This is a genomic window from Gluconacetobacter liquefaciens, from assembly GCF_003350405.1.
Taxonomy (GTDB): Bacteria; Pseudomonadota; Alphaproteobacteria; order Acetobacterales; family Acetobacteraceae; genus Gluconacetobacter; species Gluconacetobacter liquefaciens.
Genome location: NZ_QQAW01000003.1, coordinates 96,145 through 112,557 on the forward strand (window position 1 = coordinate 96,145; position 16,413 = coordinate 112,557).

Sequence of the window (16,413 nt, forward strand, 5' to 3'; positions counted from 1 at the left end):
CATGCACGGAGGGGGCTGTCAGGCGGGACAATGCAGACTGGTCTGCCGCCCGTGGGTTACACGCCGAAAACCTGTCCGATTCCACCGGTGACGATCATGGCGACGAGTCCCCAGAACGTGACCCGCAGTGTGGGGCGCAATGGCGGTGCCCCGCCCGCCACCGCGCCGATGGCCCCCAGAGCCGCGAGCGCCAGGATGGAGATGATGGATACGCCCCAGGAAACATAGGGTGCCGGTGTCAGGATCGCCGCCAGGACGGGGAGGATCGCCCCCGAGGAAAACGCCGATGCCGAGGCGAGGGCCGCCTGGAACGGCCGGGCCGTCGTGGCGTCGGACAGGCCGAGTTCGTCACGGGCGTGGGCGCCGATGGCGTCGTGCTTCATCAGTTCGACCGCGACCTGGCGGGCGAGGGCTTCGTCCAGCCCGCGTCGGCGGTAGATGCCGGCCAGTTCGGCGACCTCGCCGCTCCAGTCTGTCGCCAGTTCGCGCTTTTCGCGGGCGATGTCGGCCTGTTCCGAATCCGCCTGGGAACTGACGGAGACATATTCGCCGGCGGCCATGGAGAGTGCCCCGGCGACGAGGGCCGACAGGCCCGCGACGAGAATGCTGCCGTGCGACGCATGGGCGCTGGCCACGCCCACGATCAGGCTGCCGGTCGATAATGTGCCGTCATTGGCGCCCAGCACGGCGGCGCGCAGCCATCCGAGTTTTTCGACGGCGTGGTGCTCGGCGTGCATGCGAAGTCGCGACATGGGCGGGCCGTCCTGACCGGTGGAAGGGGCCGCTATCTATGATGCGGAAAACGACTTTTGCGGCATGCGTTTTTTGAAAAGGGCGGATGCCTCGCCCCAGTCTGTTTTTGCATCCGCCAGCCCTGTCCGTTCAGGCTTCCGTCAGGAAACTGTGCCATGATTTCCGGTTTGACCTGGGGGCAGGCAGCCTGCCCCCCAGTGAAACGGGTCGGCGTCAGATGGACAGGGTTTCGACGGGCGGGATTTCGGTGTCGCTGGTGGCGGCTTCCTCGGCCTGGCGCAGGCCGTGGATCAGGGCTTCGCGGATTTCCGTCAGGCGGCGTTCGTCGGTGATCTTCAGGCCGAACAGGTCCTTGACGTAGAAGACATCGACCGCGCGGACGCCGTAGGTGGTGATGTGGGCCGAGGCGATCTGCAATTTATGGTCGCTGATCGCCTGCGTGACATCGTGCAGCAGGCCGGGACGGTCGCGGCCGTTGACCTCGATGACCGTGTAGCTGTTCGAGGCGCGGTTATCGATGACCACGCGCGGCGGCACATGGATCGCGCGCATGCGCCGCCCGTAGCGCATGCGGCCGATGCCGCCGATTTCGCGCGCGATGTCGGTGCGGCCCGACAGGGTCTGCTCGACCAGTGTGGACAGGCGGGCGAGCTGGTGCGGCTCCTCGAACGCTTCGCCGCTGGCGTCCTGAATCCAGAACGTGTCCAGCGCCATGCCGTTGATCAGGGTGTGGATGCGCGCATCGACGATGGAAGCGCCGGCGATGGCGAGGGCGCCGGCGATGCGCGAGAACAGGCCGGGATGGTCGGCGGTGTAGATGGTGACTTCGGTGACGCCGCGCGTCGGCAGGGGCTGGGTTTCGACCGTCAGCGGCGACTCGCGGCGTTCGGACTCCCGGATCAGCAACGCGTGGCGGGCGTGGGTATCCTGATCGAAGGACAGCCAGTAGCTGCCATAGCCCATGCCGAGGAACTGCTCGGTCTCCTCGGGCGAGAAGCCGTCTTCCTCCAGGATCTCGCCGACCGCTTCCTTGGCGCGGGCCACGCGCACGTCGCGCTCGGTAGTGGCCAGCCCGCCTTCCAGCACCTCGGCCACGCGCATGTAGAGTTCATGCAGCAGGGTGGCTTTCCAGGCGTTCCACACGCGGGGGCTGACGGCGCGCATGTCCACGATGGTGAGCAGCAGCAGCAGGCGCAGGCGCTCGGGCGACTGGATGGTGTCGGCGAGGTCGAGAATGGTCTTGGGGTCGTCGATATCGCGCTGGAAGGCGGTCTGGCTGAGCAGCAGGTGGTGCAGCACCAGCCATGAGACGGTTTCGGTCTCCTCGCCGGTCAGGCCCATTTCGGGGCAGACTTCCAGCGCGATCTCGGAGCCCAGTTCGGAATGGTCGCCGCCGCGCCCCTTGGCGATGTCATGCAGCAGGATGGCCATGTACAGCGCGCGGCGGGACTGGAGATTGCGGGCGAGGTCGTAGGCCAGCGGGATCTCGTCGGCCATCGCGCCGTGTTCGATCCGGCCGAAGATGCGGATGGCCTCGATCGTGTGCTCGTCGACCGTGAAGACGTGATAGGTGTCGAACTGCATCTGGCCGACGATGCGCGACCAGTCGGGCATCAGGCGGCCCATGATGCCGGTTTCGTTGAGGATGTGCAGCCAGTAGGCGTTGCCCTGGCGCCGGTCTTCGGCAGTGGCGTGGAAGCTGGGGACTTCCTCGCGCGGTGTGCCGTCGGCGGCGGCGAGGCGGGGGGCGCGTTCGGGCGGGGCGCCGCACAGCAGGTCCAGGAAGATGCGGGCGGCCTCGGGATTGCCGCGCAGGATGGCGGCCCGGCGCTCCCACCGGATCAGCTTGTGCATGGCCAGCGGGTGGATCGGCAGCTTGCGCGTGCGGGCCCATTCCAGCAGGCGCATCATCTGGATCGGATCGTCATCGAGCGAGGTGCCGCGCTCGGGCAGGATCTGGCCGTCCAGCACCGTGAAGCCGGCGTCGCGCATTGCGCTGTCGGCCTGCGGGGCGTTGGCGGTCGGGCCCAGGGCCTGGCGCATCACTGCCGGTTCCAGCACATGGGTGAGGCGCATGACCTCGCGCACCGTCAGGAAATAATGGCGCATGAAGCGCTCCACCCCGACCTGGCGGCCGTGACGGGTATAGCCCATGCGGGCGCCGACCACGGGCTGGACGTCGAAGGTGAGCCGTTCTTCGGCGCGGCCGGAGATGTAGTGCAGGTGCAGCCGCACGCTCCACAGGAAGTTCCATGAGCGGCGGGCGCGCTTGGCCTCCTGCTCGGTCAGCAGGCCCAGGCTGCTGAAGCCGGGGGCCAGCAGGTCCGAGACATGGCGGGTGCCGAACGTGTAGCGGCACATCCAGTACAGCGTTTGCAGGTCGCGCAGGCCGCCGCGCCCTTCCTTGACGTTGGGTTCCACCAGATAGGGACTGTCGCCGAAGCGATGGTGGCGGGCGGTACGTTCGCGGCGTTTGTCGGTGATGAAGCGGGCGGCCCCGGCCTCGACGCAGGCGACGATGTAGCGGGCCTCGAACATCGCGAACAGGGCGTCGTCACCAGCCAGCAGGCGGGCGTCCAGCAGGGTGGTGCGGACGGTGGTGTCGGCCTCGGCCTCGGCGATGCATTGGGGGATCGAGCGGGTGGCGTGGCCGACCTTCAGCCCCAGATCCCACAGGAAATACAGGATATATTCGACCACGCGGCTGACATCGGCCGAGGGGTCGTCGGGCGTGAGGAACAGCAGGTCGATGTCGCTGAAGGGGGCCAGCATGCCGCGCCCGTAGCCGCCGGTCGCCGCCACGGCGAGGGTCGGCCGGCCGGCGCCCGGCGCGAAATCCAGCGCGTGCTCCATGGTGAAATCGACCAGGGTGCGGATCATGCCGTCGGTATGTTCCGCCAGTTGCTTGGCGGCGGAGGCGCCATGGAGGCGGTGGGCCTCGAATTCCTCGCGCACCGATGCCTGGAAGCGGGCGAGATGACGGCGGAACAGGCCGATCGCCACGTCGCGCGGGACGGCAGCGCCCGTTTCCGGCGACAGGAGGGAGGCCGCGAGGCTTCGGGTCAGGTCCCTGACGGACAGGGAAGGAGAAGACAGAGTCGGCATCGCGGCGTGATCGGTTTCCTGAAAATGTTTACGGCCGGCCATTCGGGCCGTCCCGGAGGCTGTTTCACAAGCCTCCCGTCACTCTATCCGTGGTCCAGATGTCGCGATTCTTCAAGCATCAGTTTCTTGAGCGCATAGACCATGTCCAGCGCGCCGCGCGGCGTCAAGGCGTCCGGATCGAGCTGTTCGAGCATCTGGCGCACCGCTTCGGGCACGCCGGGCTCGGCCGGATCGGCCGGCTCCGGGGTTGCGGGGGCGTCGGTGGACGCGAAGAGCGGCAGGGGGCGGGCGCCGACCGCGCGTTCCTTCTCCAGGCCGGTCAGAAGCCTTGCCGCGCGGCGGACGACGGGCTCCGGCACCCCTGCCAGCCGGGCCACATGCACGCCCCAGCTTCGGCGTGCCGAGCCCGGAACGACCTCGTGCTGGAACACCACCTGGCCCTTCCATTCGCGCACGCTCATGGTGTGGGGGGAGAGGCGGGGGAGGCTTTCGGCCAGTTCGGCCAGTTCATGAAAGTGCGTTGCGAAAATCGAGCGGCACCGCAACGTGGAATGCATGGCTTCCAGCACCGCCCAGGCGATGGCCAGACCGTCCAGCGTGGATGTGCCACGGCCGATTTCGTCGACCACCACCAGCGAGCGCGGGCCGGCCAGATTGAGGATCGCCGCCGTCTCGGTCATTTCGACCATGAAGGTCGAGCGGCCGCGTGCGAGATCGTCCGACGCGCCGACGCGGGAGAACAGGCGGTCGACGATGCCGATCCGCGCTGCCTTGGCCGGGACCGGCAACCCGGCCTGCGCCAGGATCACGGCCAGGGCGTTCTGGCGCAGGAAGGTCGATTTGCCGGCCATGTTGGGGCCGGTGAGCAGCATGACGCGCTGGGCGGGGTCGAGCACGCAGTCGTTGGGCGTGAAACGCTCGCTGCGGGGCAATGCGGCCTCGACCACCGGGTGGCGGCAGGCGGTGAGGGTGAAGGCGGCGTCGTCGGTGACTTCGGGGCGGCACCACAGGCCGCCGGCTGCCAGATCGGCGCAGGATTGCAGCACGTCCAGTACCGCCAGCGCGTGGGCGATGGCCGGGACCGCCGGTTCGGCCAGGATGTCGCGCACCAGGGCGGTGAAGATGCCGCGTTCGCGGGTGCTCGCGCGGTCGCCGGCTTCGGCGATGCGGCGGTCGAGGCTGATGAGTTCGTCGGTCGAGAAGCGGGCGGCGCTGGCGGTGCCCTGGCGCAGGATCAGGTCCGTGCGGTCGCGCACGCGGGCGGCGGCGGCGCTGGGGATTTCGATGACGTAGCCGAGTTGCGCGTGGTGGCGGATCTTGAGGCTGGCGATGCCGAACTGCTGCGCGTAGTCGTTCTGCAAACCCGCGATGATGCGGCGGCTGTCGTCGCGCAGGCCGCGCTCGGCGTCCAACTCGGGGTCGAAGCCGGGGGCGATGACGCCGCCATCCTCGACCCGGGCGGGCAGGGATTCGGCCAGGGCGCGTTTCAGCAGGTCTTCCAGCGCGGTGGCGCCACCCAGATGGCCCATGGCCTCGGCGATGGGGGCGGGTGGGGCCGCGCCGCCGTCGGCTAGGGCGGCTGCGATGTGCCGGGCGATGGAGAGGCCGTCGCGCACGGCAGCCGCGTCGCGCGGCAGGCCCCTCCCCAGGGAGAGGCGGGCCAGGGCGCGGGCGATGTCGGGCGTGCCGCGCAGGCCCTGGCGCAGGGCGGTGCGTACGCCGCCTTCCTCGATCAGCCATGACCATCCGTCCTGGCGGGCGGCGATCGGTGCGCACTGTGTGAGGGGGGCGGCGATCCATTCCGCCAGCAGGCGGCTGCGCGGGGCGGTGACGGTGCGGCTGACGCTGGCCAGCAGCGTGTGTTCGGTGGTGCCGTCGCGGGTGCGCAGCAGGTCCAGGCTGGTACGGGTGGCCGGGTCCAGCCCCAGGATGCCGCCATTTTCATGGGCGTGGGGGTGGGCCAGGCGCGGCATCTGGCCGGCCTGACTGCGCCGGACATAATCGAGTGCCATGGCGGCGGCGACGGCTTCCTCGTCCGAGAACGTGCCGAAGGCGTCGAGGCTGGCGACCTCGAAGGTTTCGGCCACGCGGCGGCGGGCGGTGGCCGCCGCCGGGGGCGTGGCTTCCGGCGCGCGTCTTGCGTCGAAATCGCCCAGGTCGATGCCGCCGGCGGCGAGGATCTCGGCCGGGTCCAGGCGGCCCAGCAGGTCCATCAGCCCGTCGGGCGAGAGGGACGCGGTTTCGAACGCGCCGGTCGAGATGTCGATCCACGCGACGCCCCAGCCGCGGCTGGCGCGGCCCGCGGCAGCCGCCACGGCCACCAGCAGGTTCTGACGCCCGGCTTCCAGAAGCTCGTCCTCGGTCAGGGTACCGGGTGTGACCAGTCGCACCACGGCGCGGGCCAATGGACCCTTGGCGACGCCCTTGCCGGGCTTGCGTGGCGGTTCGGTCTGCTCGGCCACCGCGACGCGGAAGCCCCTTCGGATCAGCCGTGCCAGGTAGGCCGAGGCCGCAGCGACCGGCACGCCGCACATCGGGATCGGCATGTCGCCATGCGTGCCGCGCGTGGTCAGCGAGATGTCCAGCGCGCCCGATGCCGCTTCGGCATCGGAGAAGAACATTTCGTAGAAATCGCCCATGCGGAAGAACAGCAGGGCTTCGGGATGTTCGGCTTTCAGGGAAAACCATTGCGCCATGGCCGGGGTGGCGCCGTCCGGGGAAGGGAGCGTCATGCGGGCCTGTGTACAGGCCCGGGTGCGGTTGTGCCAGCCGGGAAATGCGCGGCGGAGGGTCGTGAGAGGGGGCGTTTCGGGAGTTGCCTCATGCCGTGCGTCCGCGCCGTCGGGCCAGACGGCCGCGCAGCATGGCGATTGCGGCGCGCAGTTCCATCACGCCCAGCACCTGCAGCCCGATGCCGTAGGCCAGCATGCCGGCCGCCACCAGGACCATGAGCGCCACGATCCGCAAGGGGCCGTGATGGACGGCCAGGGGGCCGAGGGCCGTCAGGTTCAGCATTACCAGCATGGCCGCCATGCCGAGTGCCGCGAGCAGCATCCGGACGACGCGCGAGATCGTGGCCGGGAAGATGCGCAGCAGCGCGCGGCGGCGCAGCAGGAAGCCGAGAATCCCGACATTGACGATGGCGGCCAGGCTGCTGGCCAGCGGCGGGCCGGCATGGAGCAGCGGGTGCATCAGCAGAAGATTGAGGGTGAAGTTCAGGGTGAGGGTGAACAGGCCGATGCGTACCGGGGTGGTCGTGTCGCCCCTGGCGAAGAAGCCGGGGGCCAGCACCTTGATCAGCACGAAGGCGGGCAGGCCGATGGCGAAGGCGCGCAGGGATTGCGCCGACAGCATGGCGTCGCGCTCGGTGAAGGCGCCGTGCTGGAAGAGGGTGGCGATGATGGGGTGGGCCAGCACGATCATGCCCAGCGCGGCGGGCAGGGTGAGGACCATGGCGTAGTCGATCGCGCGGTTCTGTGCGGTGTGTGCGCCGTCATGGTCCTGGGCCGCGACGTGGCGGCTGAGGACCGGCAGCAGGGTGGTGCCCGCCGCCGCCCCCAGCACGCCCAGCGGCAACTGGTTGATGCGGTCGGCGAAATAGATGAACGACACGCTGCCGGCCGGGAGGAACGAGGCGATCATGGTATCGACCAGCAGATTGATCTGGCTGATGCCGCTGCCCAGGCAGCCGATGGCCATGCGCCGGAGCAGGATATGGACGCGGGCCGTGAGGCGGGGCGGCAGCAGCATGAGGCGGAAGCCGGCGCGCCGTACCGCCAGCAGCAGCAGGCCGAGCTGGACGACGCCCGACAGGGTGACGCCCCAGGCGGCGGCCTGCCCGACATCGCCCGTAAGTGGCGGGAGCAGGAGGATGGCCGCGATGCCCACGATGTTGAACGAGACGTAGGCCGCCGCCGCGACGCCGAACCGGTGCAGGCCGTTGAGCACGCCTGACACCAGGGCCGCCGCGCAGATCAGCACCAGGTAGGGGAAGGTGATGCGGCTGAGCGTGACCGCGATATGGTAGCGCTCGCCATCCATGGGGAAGCCGGCGGCGATGACGCTGACGACCTGCGGCATGAAGATTTCGCCCAGCACCGCGATCATGACCAGCCAGGTCAGCAGCACGCTGAAGGTCTCGCTGGCGAAGCGGCGAGCCTTTTCGGTGCCGTCGGTGGTGAGGGTGGCGGAGAAGATCGGCACGAACGCCGTGTTCAGCGCGCCTTCGCCGAAAAGCTGGCGGAACATGTTCGGCAGGCGGAAGGCGATCTGGTAGGCATCCTGGACCGGGCCGGCCCCCAGGAAGGCCGCCAGTAACTGGTCACGTACCAGGCCCAGGACGCGGCTGAGCATCGTCCAGCCGCCGACGGTGAGAAAACCCTTGAGCAAACGGGACCTCCTGCCTTGGCCGCGCGCAGGATGGGCGGGCGCCTCCCGCGCGCATACTGCACGACCCCGTGGTTTCGGCCCAGCGTGATTCGTGTGGCGGGAACGGGGTTAGTGATCGAGAATCGCGCGTTCGACGGCCAGGCGCATGCGCCGCGATTCGGGGGAGGTGAGGCTGACGAACCAGTTGGCCAGCGTGCCGTCGCGGCCGATCAGGTATTTGTAGAAATTCCAGCGCGGGCGGGCCAGCACGCCGCCTTCCTGCCCCAGCCAGCGGAACAGGGGAATCGTCTCGGGGCCACGGACATGGCTGCGCGTGGCCATGGGAAAGGTCACGCTGTAATTGCGGGCGCAGAAGGTGGCGATCTGCTGGGATGAGCCCGGTTCCTGATTGCCGAAATCGTTGGACGGCACGCCAATGACCGTCAGGCCGCTGCCGCGATAGAACGACCACAATGCCTGCAACCCCTCGAACTGGGGGGTAAAGCCGCATTGCGAGGCCGTATTCACGATCAGCACCGGTTTGCCGCGCAGGGCGCCGAGGTCGATCGTGCCGCCTTCCAGGGCCGGGAGGGTAAAGTCGTACGCGGTCGTCATGGAGCCGATTCGATCTGTTGTCGCCTGTAAGGGAATGGAAGCCTAGAGCAGTTTCCGTTGCCGCACGAGTGGGCAGGGGCGGCGCCATCCGCCACTCTGGACAGCACATCGCGCAGGGCACAATGTCGTTACGGTGCAAGTCATTGCGGTTTTGGATTGGTAGGGTGGAATGGCGGTCCTGCATGGAATTCTGGGGCTGGCCTGCCTGATTGCGCTGGCGGTGGCGTGTTCGGCGGATCGGCGGGGCATTCGTCCCCGGATCGTCCTGGCCGCCGTGGCGATGCAGGTGGCGCTGGGCGGGCTGATCCTGTTCGTGCCGCCGGGGCGGGCGGCGCTGCATGTGATTTCGGGCGCCGTCGATACCGTGCTGGGCTATGGCGCGCAGGGCAGCGCCTTCCTGTTCGGCCCGTTGGTCGGGCCGCGCATGGATACGCTGTTTCCCGGTGGCGGGTTTATCTTCGCGCTGCGGATATTGCCGCAGATCGCCTATATCTCGGCGCTGATCGCGATCCTGTATTATTACCGCATCATGCAGCGGCTGGCGCGGCTGCTGGGTGGGCTGCTGCGGCGGGCGCTGGGTACGTCGATGATCGAATCCTTCTCCGCCGTCACGACGATCTTTCTTGGGCAGAGCGAGATGCCGGTGGCGCTGCGGCCGTATGTGCCGCTGCTGACGCGCGAGGAACTGTTTGCCGTCATGTGCAGTGGGACGGCCTCGGTCGCGGGCTCGGTGCTGGTGGGGTATGCGGGGCTGGGCGTGCCTATGGATTATCTGCTGGCGGCGTCGGTGATGGCGATTCCGGGTGGGCTGCTGTTTGCAAAAATATTGATGCCGTCACGCACGCCGACGCGGGTTTCGGGCCTCGACCTGGAATTCGGGCATGAGCATCCGGTCAATGTCTTCGAGGCTATCGCGATCGGCACCGCCAGCGGTGTCGGCGTGGCGGTGGCGGTGGGGGGAATGCTGATTGCCTTTATCGGGCTGATTGCGCTGGCCAATGGGCTGATCCATGGGCTGGGCGGCTGGTTCGGCGTGGGCAATCTGTCGCTGGAGACGATTTTCGGCGTGATCTTTGCCCCTCTGGCGTGGCTGATCGGGGTGCCGTGGCATGAGAGCGGGGTGGTTGGCGCGATCATGGGGCAGAAGCTCGTGTTCAATGAATTCGTGGCCTATGTCGCGCTTGGGCCGCATTTTCACGATGCGACGCTTGATCCGCGCGCGCTGGCCATTGCGTCTTTCGCGTTGTGCGGGTTTGCCAACCTGTCGTCGGTCGGCATCCTGATCGCCGGGTTCGGCAGTATCGCCCCCGAACGGCGGGGGGAAGTGGCCAGCATGGGGCTGCGGGCTGTGTTTGCCGGGTCGCTGTCGAATTTCGCCAGTGCCACGATTGCCGGCATGTTCGTCGGCTAGCCCGATATGTGGCGGTACGGACGCGACGGATTGTTGTCGGGATTGTTGGAAACGATACTGGAAGTCCGTGCTCTGAGGGCATGATGAATGTGGCGGCTTTCCATCCGTGATGATCGTGCGATATGGTTGTTACTTGATGGTAACTTTCTGGGGCGCGTCCATTGGTTCTCCGCAATCTGTTCCGGCCTGACCGTGGCGGCGGGTTTGTTCGACTGAAAAAGAGCGCGTGTGCGTGTGTCGGCGTGGCGCTGGCCCTGGGGGCGGTGGAGCCTGCCGGGGCCGCGCCGGCTGGTGATCGCCATGCTGTGGAGGCGTCGCTGGCACTGGCGGAAAAGGCGATTGCGTTGCGCTCGGTCGCCGGGCAGGGGAACCAGACGCCGCAGGTGGCGCAACTGTTTCGGGATGCGCTGGTCGCGGGTGGGTTTTCAGCATCCGATATTACGATCACGCCTTACAGGGACACCGCTTATCTGATCGCGCGGTGGCCGGGGAGTGATCCGTCGCTTAAGCCGCTGGTGATTTCGGGGCATATGGATGTCGTCGAAGCCAAGGCCGAGGATTGGACGCATGATCCCTTTACGGCGAAAATTGAGAAGGGCTTTCTGCTGGGGCGTGGTGCCACGGACATGAAGCTGGACGATGCGATCGCGATCGAAGCGCTGGTCGGGTTGAAGCGCGCGGGATACAGGCCCCGGCGCGATATCGTCATCGAATTTTCCGGCGACGAGGAGACGACGATGGCGACGGGGGCCATCATCGCGGAGAAGCTGGCCGGTGCCGAACTGGTGCTGAATGTGGATGGGGCGAACGGAGTTATCGACGAGAAGACGGGCAAGCCCGATTATTTTGCCTGGGAGGGCGGGGAGAAGACCTATGCCGATTATCGGCTGGTCGTGACCAATCCTGGTGGTCATTCCTCCGAACCGCGTCCTTTGAATGCGATTGCCGAGATGGCGGAAGATATTCTGCGCATTCAGCATTATCGCTTCCGACCGGAAATCAATGAGTTGAGCCGGGGGTATTTTCTGGGTGCGGCGCAGTGGGAAGCGGCACCGATCGCGGCGGCGATGCGGGCCTTCGCGGCCGAGCCGACGAATGAGGCCGCGATCGAAACCCTGTCGGCCGATCCGTCCTTCGTCGGGCGGATCGGCACCACCTGCGTGGTGACCGAAATCAATGGCGGGCACGCTCTCAACGCACTGCCGCAGCGGGTGACGGCCAATGTGAATTGCCGGATCTTCCCCGGCCATCCGCGCGCGGAGATTCTGGACGAATTGAAGCAGGCGGCGGCCGATCCCGCCATGACGATCACGGATGTGACGGAAGGATCGGTCGAGACGCCGGCCTCGCCCATGCGGGCCGATGTCGTCGGTGCCATCGAGCATGCCGTGCATGGCGTCTATCCGCGCGTGGCCGTTTTTCCGTCATTGGGCTCGGGGGCCAGCGACAGCATGTGGTTCCGGTCGCATGGAGTGCCGAGTTACGCCGTGAGTCCGCTCTTCATCAGGAATTCGGACTCGTTCATGCATGGGCTGAACGAGCGGACGCCCGTGGCGAGCGTGGCGCCAGCCCTTGAGATCATGGCGGCGATGGTGACTGAGCTTTCGCATTAGAGCAGATCCTGTTTGAAGGCGTGCATTCAAACAGGTGGAGATGTTCTGGGTGCGGCCAGCCGGGTGGGAGTGTGACGGGATGAAAAGGCTTTTCCTGACTGCCGCCTGTCTTGTGCTGACGGCCGCAGCCCCGCCGCCGATGCAGGGGGAGCGGCTGGAAGCAGGTGCGACGTATTTTATCCTGAAGATAAACGGTCATGAAAACGGCCGTCTCTGGCGCGTTCTTCGGAAGACGGAACTGAACGGTCGGCGGGTCTGGGATATCGTGCTTCATCTGAAAGGGGTCGGCTGCGAGGCGCGCGAGCACTATGTGGTGGATCGCACCAGCCTGCTGCCGATCATGATGGATAGTACGCGCGGACGTGACCGGCGCGACAGGAATTGGGAGCGTATCCGCCTGCGCTATGATGCCCGGCGAATATGGGGGACTCGGGAAAGTTCCGCCGGTAGCAAGACGATTTCCGTCGCGCTGAACGGACCGACCTGGGAGGGCCATCTTTTGGGGGTGACGCTCGCGGCCCTGCCACTGGCCGAAGGCGGCCGTTACACGTTGCCGACATGGCATTATGATGGGGGAGAAAAACAAATCACCGCAGAGGTGGTCGGGGATATCGTGGCCCCGTACGATGGCAGACCGGCCTGGGTGGTGGAGGCCGGCGATGGTTCGTCGGACAGGGTCCGTTATGAAATCGCCCGATCTCCGCGTGCTGAAATGGGATACAGAGTGGATCTCCACGCGCCGGGATGTGTGAAGATATGGGAAACGAGCGAGCCGGTTCTGCATGTCTCCCAGCTTGAGGCGAGGCGTTGATGCGGGGAACGGGTCTGCGCAATTGCGGCCACATGCTGGGTTTTGGGGGCGCTGTCCTGATCTCGGTTCTGTTTGCGCATGCGTTCAATTTCTTCGCGCATGAATATGCGCATGCCTTTGTGGCGTGGGGCCTGGGGTGGAAAGGCGATCCGTTGGCCCTGCATTACGGAACGGGCGCCATCGACAATATTCTCCTTCAGCAGCAGATCGATGAAAATGTTGATTATGCGCCGATCTTTGCGAGCGGGTGCGCCTGGCAGGCCGCGCTGATCGCTGCGGCGGGGCCTTTGCTGGCCAATGGTGGAACGGCCATGATCTGTCATCGGCTGATCATGGGTCTGATCGGGCGCGCGACACGACTGGTCGCCTTGTGGGGGCTGGTTTGGGTCGATGCGTTTTCGACCTTCAATGTCTGGAGCTATGCCCCGCTTCGGGTTCTGACCAGTCATGGCGATATGGCGCTGCTGGCCAGGGGCTTGGGGATTTCGGTCTGGGGTCTGTTTCCGTTTGCCAGCGCGTTCGCGGTCTGGCTCGTCTGGCGCTTTGCCTGCCACGCGCTGCCGGCGGCGCAGGCGCGGCTTTTTTCGGCGGACAGGCAGAAGATTTTCAGCATGACGGTTCTGGCCGTCAGCCTCGGGTTCTTTTCCATTCCCGGTTTTCTGGGTGGTTATGGGTCTTTCTGTGCCGTCTTGAGCGTGGTCAGCTTCTTTATGGTGTTGCCGGTGCTGTTGGCGGCCCAGCAGGAGCCTGCTGGTGGTTGAATGGGCAGTTTCTACGATAAGTTGTTATTGACGAAGGGATTATTCGAAACCGACGGGGCGGCTGAGTAGGCGGTTGCGGGCTTCGGGCAGGTCGATGTCGCCGGCCAGGAGCAGCGACACGGTCTCGATGACCGGGACCGTGATGCCGTGGGCGCGGGCCAGGGCGAGGATGGCGGGGGCGGTGGCGACGCCTTCGGCGACGGTGGTGCGGCTGCCCAGGATTTCGGCCAGTGATTCGCCCCTGCCCAGCGCCAGGCCGAGGCTGAAATTGCGTGATGACGGGCCGGTGCAGGTCAGGATCAGGTCGCCGACGCCGGCCAGGCCGGACAGGGTGGCGGCGCGGCCGCCCAGACCTAGCGCCAGGCGCCCCAGTTCGGCCAGGCCGCGTGTCATCAGCGAGGCGCGGGCGTTCTCGCCCAGGCCTGCGCCGATAGTGGCGCCGGCGGCGATGGCGATGACGTTCTTGGCCGCGCCGCCGACCTGCACGCCGATGGCGTCGTCGCTGGCATAGAGGCGGAAGGTCGCGGTGGTCAGGTGATCGGCCAGGGTGCGGGCCAGCGACAGGTCGGCGCAGGCCAGTACGGCGGCGGTGGGCAGGCCCTGGGCCACTTCATGCGCGAAATTGGGGCCGGACAGCACCGCGCGCGGTAGGTCGGGGTGGCGGTCCCCTATGATCTGCAATGGCAGGGCCAGCGTGTCGCGCTCCACGCCCTTGCAGCAGGCGATCATCGGGCCGGCGGCGGGCATCTGTGCCAGCACGGCGCGGAGATGCTGCATCGGGACGGCCAGCAGCACGGCGTCGGCCTGGGTGGGCATTGCGTGGGTGACGGTGATCGTCTCCGGCAGCGTGATCTGCGGCAGGCGGGGCAGGGTGCGGGCGTCGGTCAGGGTTTCGGGGTGGCGGGCCCACAGATGGACCTGTGCCCCGGCGCGCGCGGCCTGGGTGGCCAGGGCGATTCCCCAGGCGCCGGCGCCGATGACGGCGATGCGTGCGGCCATACTCCTATTCCTCCACGATGCGCGTGACGGTGGCTTCTCCCGTGCCGTCGGGGGAGAGAGGGGTCAGGGCGCGCAGGGCGGGAAGGGCGGATTCGATGAAGCCGAAGGGGGGATTGATCACCACCAGTCCGCAGCCGTTGAGGCGTGTGGGGTCGAGCGGTGGGCGCAGGGTGAGTTCTAGCGCCACGATGTCGCGAATCCCCGAACCGCGCAGCGAATCGAGGAAGGCGCGCACGGGGGCGCGGTGCTTGATCGGATACCAGCCTGCCAGGATACCGGTGGCGAAACGCCGGTGTGCCGTCTTCAGGCCCTCTGCCAGGCGGGCGAATTCGTCGGGTTGCTCGAAGGGCGGGTCGATCAGGACCAGGCCGCGCTTTGCCTCGCGCGGGGGGAGAAGGGCTGACAGGGCGGCGTAGCCGTCGCGGGCATGGACCGAAACCTGGCTGTTATCCGCGAACAGGCTGCGCAGGGCCTGGCTGTCTTCGGGGTGCAGTTCGCAGCAGACCAGCCGGTCCTGCGGGCGCAGCATCATCGCCGTGATCAGGGGGGAGCCCGGATAGATGTCCGGCGCGCCGGCCCGGCGGACCAGATCGAGATAGGCGGGGGGCAGGTCGGCCGGCGGGGCGTGCAGCAGGCGGCCGATCCCGCCTTGCCATTCCAGGGTGCGGGTGGCCTGCGTGCCGCCCAGATCGTAGCGGCCGATGCCGGCGTGGGTGTCCAGCACCGAAAAGGTCGCCGGTTTGCGGGCCAGCGCCTGGAGCAGCAGCACCAGCAGCGCGTGTTTCATGCAGTCGGCGAAATTGCCGGCGTGGAAGGCGTGGCGGTAATTCATGCGGCGGTGACGTCCAGGCGTGCCGCCATCTGATCCAGTGGCCAGCGGGGGCGGGGAAGAAGGTCCAGTTCGTCCAATGGTGGCAGGCCGAGGGCGTGGCGGGCGCGCAGGGTCTCGATGGCTGCCCAGCCGACCATGACGGCGTTGTCGGTGCACAGGCGCAGCGGCGGCGCGGCGAAGGGCAGGCCGCGTGTCTGGGCGAGTGTGTCGAGGCGGGCGCGCAGGGCGCCGTTGGCCGCGACGCCGCCGGCTGCGACCAGCAGCGTGGCGTCCGGCATCATGTCCAATGCGTGGGCGACGCGGTCGCCCACGATATCCGCCACCGCGTTCTGGAAGCTGGCGGCGATGCCGGCGGCGACCGGGCGGGGCAGGGCGTCCATGGCGTAGGGTGCCAGTTTCTGCGCTACGGCGGTTTTCAGGCCGGAGAAAGAGAAATCGCATCCGGGCCGGCCGTGCAGGGGGCGTGGGAGTGGCCAGGGAGCGGGATCGCCCTCGCGCGCCAGGGCCTCGACCGCCGGGCCGCCGGGCCAGCCGAGGCCGAGCATCTTGGCCACCTTGTCGAATGCCTCGCCGGCTGCGTCGTCGATCGTGCCGCCCAGCTTGCGGTAGTGCCCCACGCCTTCGACGGCGATGCACTGGCAATGGCCGCCGGAGACCAGCAGCAGCAGGTATGGGAATTGGGCACCGCCGGGCACCAGGCCGGGCAGGCGGGCGGTGAGGGCGTGGGCCTCGATATGGTTGACCGCGATGAAGGGGCGGCCCAGCGCCACCGCCAGCCCCTTGCCGACGCCGGCGCCCACGATCAGCCCGCCGATCAGGCCGGGGCCGGTGCTGGCGGCGACGGCGCCCAGGGCCTCGGCCGGCAGGCTTGCCACGTCGAGCGTCTGGCGCACCAGGCCGGGGAGGGCGGCCAGATGCGCGCGGGCCGCGATTTCCGGTACCACGCCGCCGAAGGGGATATGGCCGGACTGCGAGAGTACGGTCTCGGCCAGGATTGTGCCGTCGGGGGTCAGGATGGCGCAGGCGGTATCGTCGCACGACGATTCGATCGCCAGAATAGGCGCTTGGACCGCAGATTCGGCCGGCGCCGGGGCGCCGAGGGAAGGTGAAGACATGATCATTGCATAAAAGACAGTTCCGTCGGG

The 16,413-nt window shown here is 67.6% G+C and carries 12 protein-coding genes; 4 read left to right on the forward strand and 8 right to left on the reverse strand.

The features are described 5' to 3' along the window. Positions 1-56 precede the first annotated feature (56 nt). The 5 genes from C7453_RS06715 to C7453_RS06735 form a co-directional block, all read right to left on the reverse strand. The gene (locus tag C7453_RS06715; protein WP_114726786.1) at positions 57-752 is read right to left on the reverse strand and encodes a VIT1/CCC1 transporter family protein; all 696 of its coding nucleotides are present in this window, start codon (positions 750-752) and stop codon (positions 57-59) included. A gap of 214 nt (positions 753-966) precedes the next feature. Further along, positions 967-3,858, reverse strand: a complete 2,892-nt coding sequence (locus tag C7453_RS06720) for a [protein-PII] uridylyltransferase (RefSeq protein ID WP_174787937.1) — start codon at positions 3,856-3,858, stop codon at positions 967-969. Between the two features lie 83 nt (positions 3,859-3,941). Beyond that, positions 3,942-6,590: a DNA mismatch repair protein MutS gene (gene mutS, locus C7453_RS06725; protein ID WP_114726788.1), complete on the reverse strand. Its 2,649-nt coding sequence runs from the start codon at positions 6,588-6,590 to the stop codon at positions 3,942-3,944. An 88-nt stretch (positions 6,591-6,678) separates the two neighbouring features. After that, a complete protein-coding gene (gene murJ, locus C7453_RS06730) occupies positions 6,679-8,247 on the reverse strand; it encodes a murein biosynthesis integral membrane protein MurJ (RefSeq protein ID WP_114726789.1) in 1,569 nt (522 codons plus the stop codon). Positions 8,248-8,355: 108 nt separating this feature from the next. Continuing rightward, positions 8,356-8,841 (reverse strand): glutathione peroxidase, encoded by a 486-nt coding sequence (locus tag C7453_RS06735; protein ID WP_114726790.1) that lies wholly within the window; start codon positions 8,839-8,841, stop codon positions 8,356-8,358. A 169-nt stretch (positions 8,842-9,010) separates the two neighbouring features. On the opposite strand from C7453_RS06735, the gene C7453_RS06740 reads away from it, so the two are divergent. The 4 genes from C7453_RS06740 (at position 9,011) to C7453_RS19115 (ending at position 13,437) form a co-directional block, all read left to right on the forward strand. Beyond that, positions 9,011-10,252: a NupC/NupG family nucleoside CNT transporter gene (locus C7453_RS06740; protein ID WP_114726791.1), complete on the forward strand. Its 1,242-nt coding sequence runs from the start codon at positions 9,011-9,013 to the stop codon at positions 10,250-10,252. A 254-nt stretch (positions 10,253-10,506) separates the two neighbouring features. Further along, positions 10,507-11,865: a M20/M25/M40 family metallo-hydrolase gene (locus tag C7453_RS06745; RefSeq protein ID WP_259648931.1), complete on the forward strand. Its 1,359-nt coding sequence runs from the start codon at positions 10,507-10,509 to the stop codon at positions 11,863-11,865. 79 nt (positions 11,866-11,944) lie between these two features. Next, the gene (locus tag C7453_RS06750; protein WP_141288810.1) at positions 11,945-12,676 is read left to right on the forward strand and encodes a DUF3108 domain-containing protein; all 732 of its coding nucleotides are present in this window, start codon (positions 11,945-11,947) and stop codon (positions 12,674-12,676) included. Next, positions 12,676-13,437: a hypothetical protein gene (locus C7453_RS19115; protein WP_174787938.1), complete on the forward strand. Its 762-nt coding sequence runs from the start codon at positions 12,676-12,678 to the stop codon at positions 13,435-13,437. Before C7453_RS06750 ends, C7453_RS19115 begins: the two co-directional genes overlap by 1 nt. A 39-nt stretch (positions 13,438-13,476) precedes the next feature. Here C7453_RS19115 and C7453_RS06760 read toward each other — a convergent pair whose 3' ends face one another. Genes C7453_RS06760 through tsaD form a run of 3 tightly spaced genes read right to left on the reverse strand, consistent with a single transcriptional unit; the run spans position 13,477 to position 16,383 of the window. Then, positions 13,477-14,436 (reverse strand): NAD(P)H-dependent glycerol-3-phosphate dehydrogenase, encoded by a 960-nt coding sequence (locus C7453_RS06760; protein WP_114726793.1) that lies wholly within the window; start codon positions 14,434-14,436, stop codon positions 13,477-13,479. A gap of 4 nt (positions 14,437-14,440) precedes the next feature. After that, complete coding sequence (locus C7453_RS06765; RefSeq protein ID WP_114726794.1) at positions 14,441-15,268, reverse strand: 23S rRNA (adenine(2030)-N(6))-methyltransferase RlmJ; 828 nt, start codon at positions 15,266-15,268, stop codon at positions 14,441-14,443. Next, positions 15,265-16,383 carry a tRNA (adenosine(37)-N6)-threonylcarbamoyltransferase complex transferase subunit TsaD gene (gene tsaD, locus C7453_RS06770; RefSeq protein WP_114727046.1) on the reverse strand — a complete coding sequence of 373 codons (1,119 nt, stop codon included), beginning with the start codon at positions 16,381-16,383 and terminating at the stop codon, positions 15,265-15,267. The genes C7453_RS06765 and tsaD overlap by 4 nt, the downstream gene beginning before the upstream one ends. Positions 16,384-16,413: the final 30 nt, after the last annotated feature.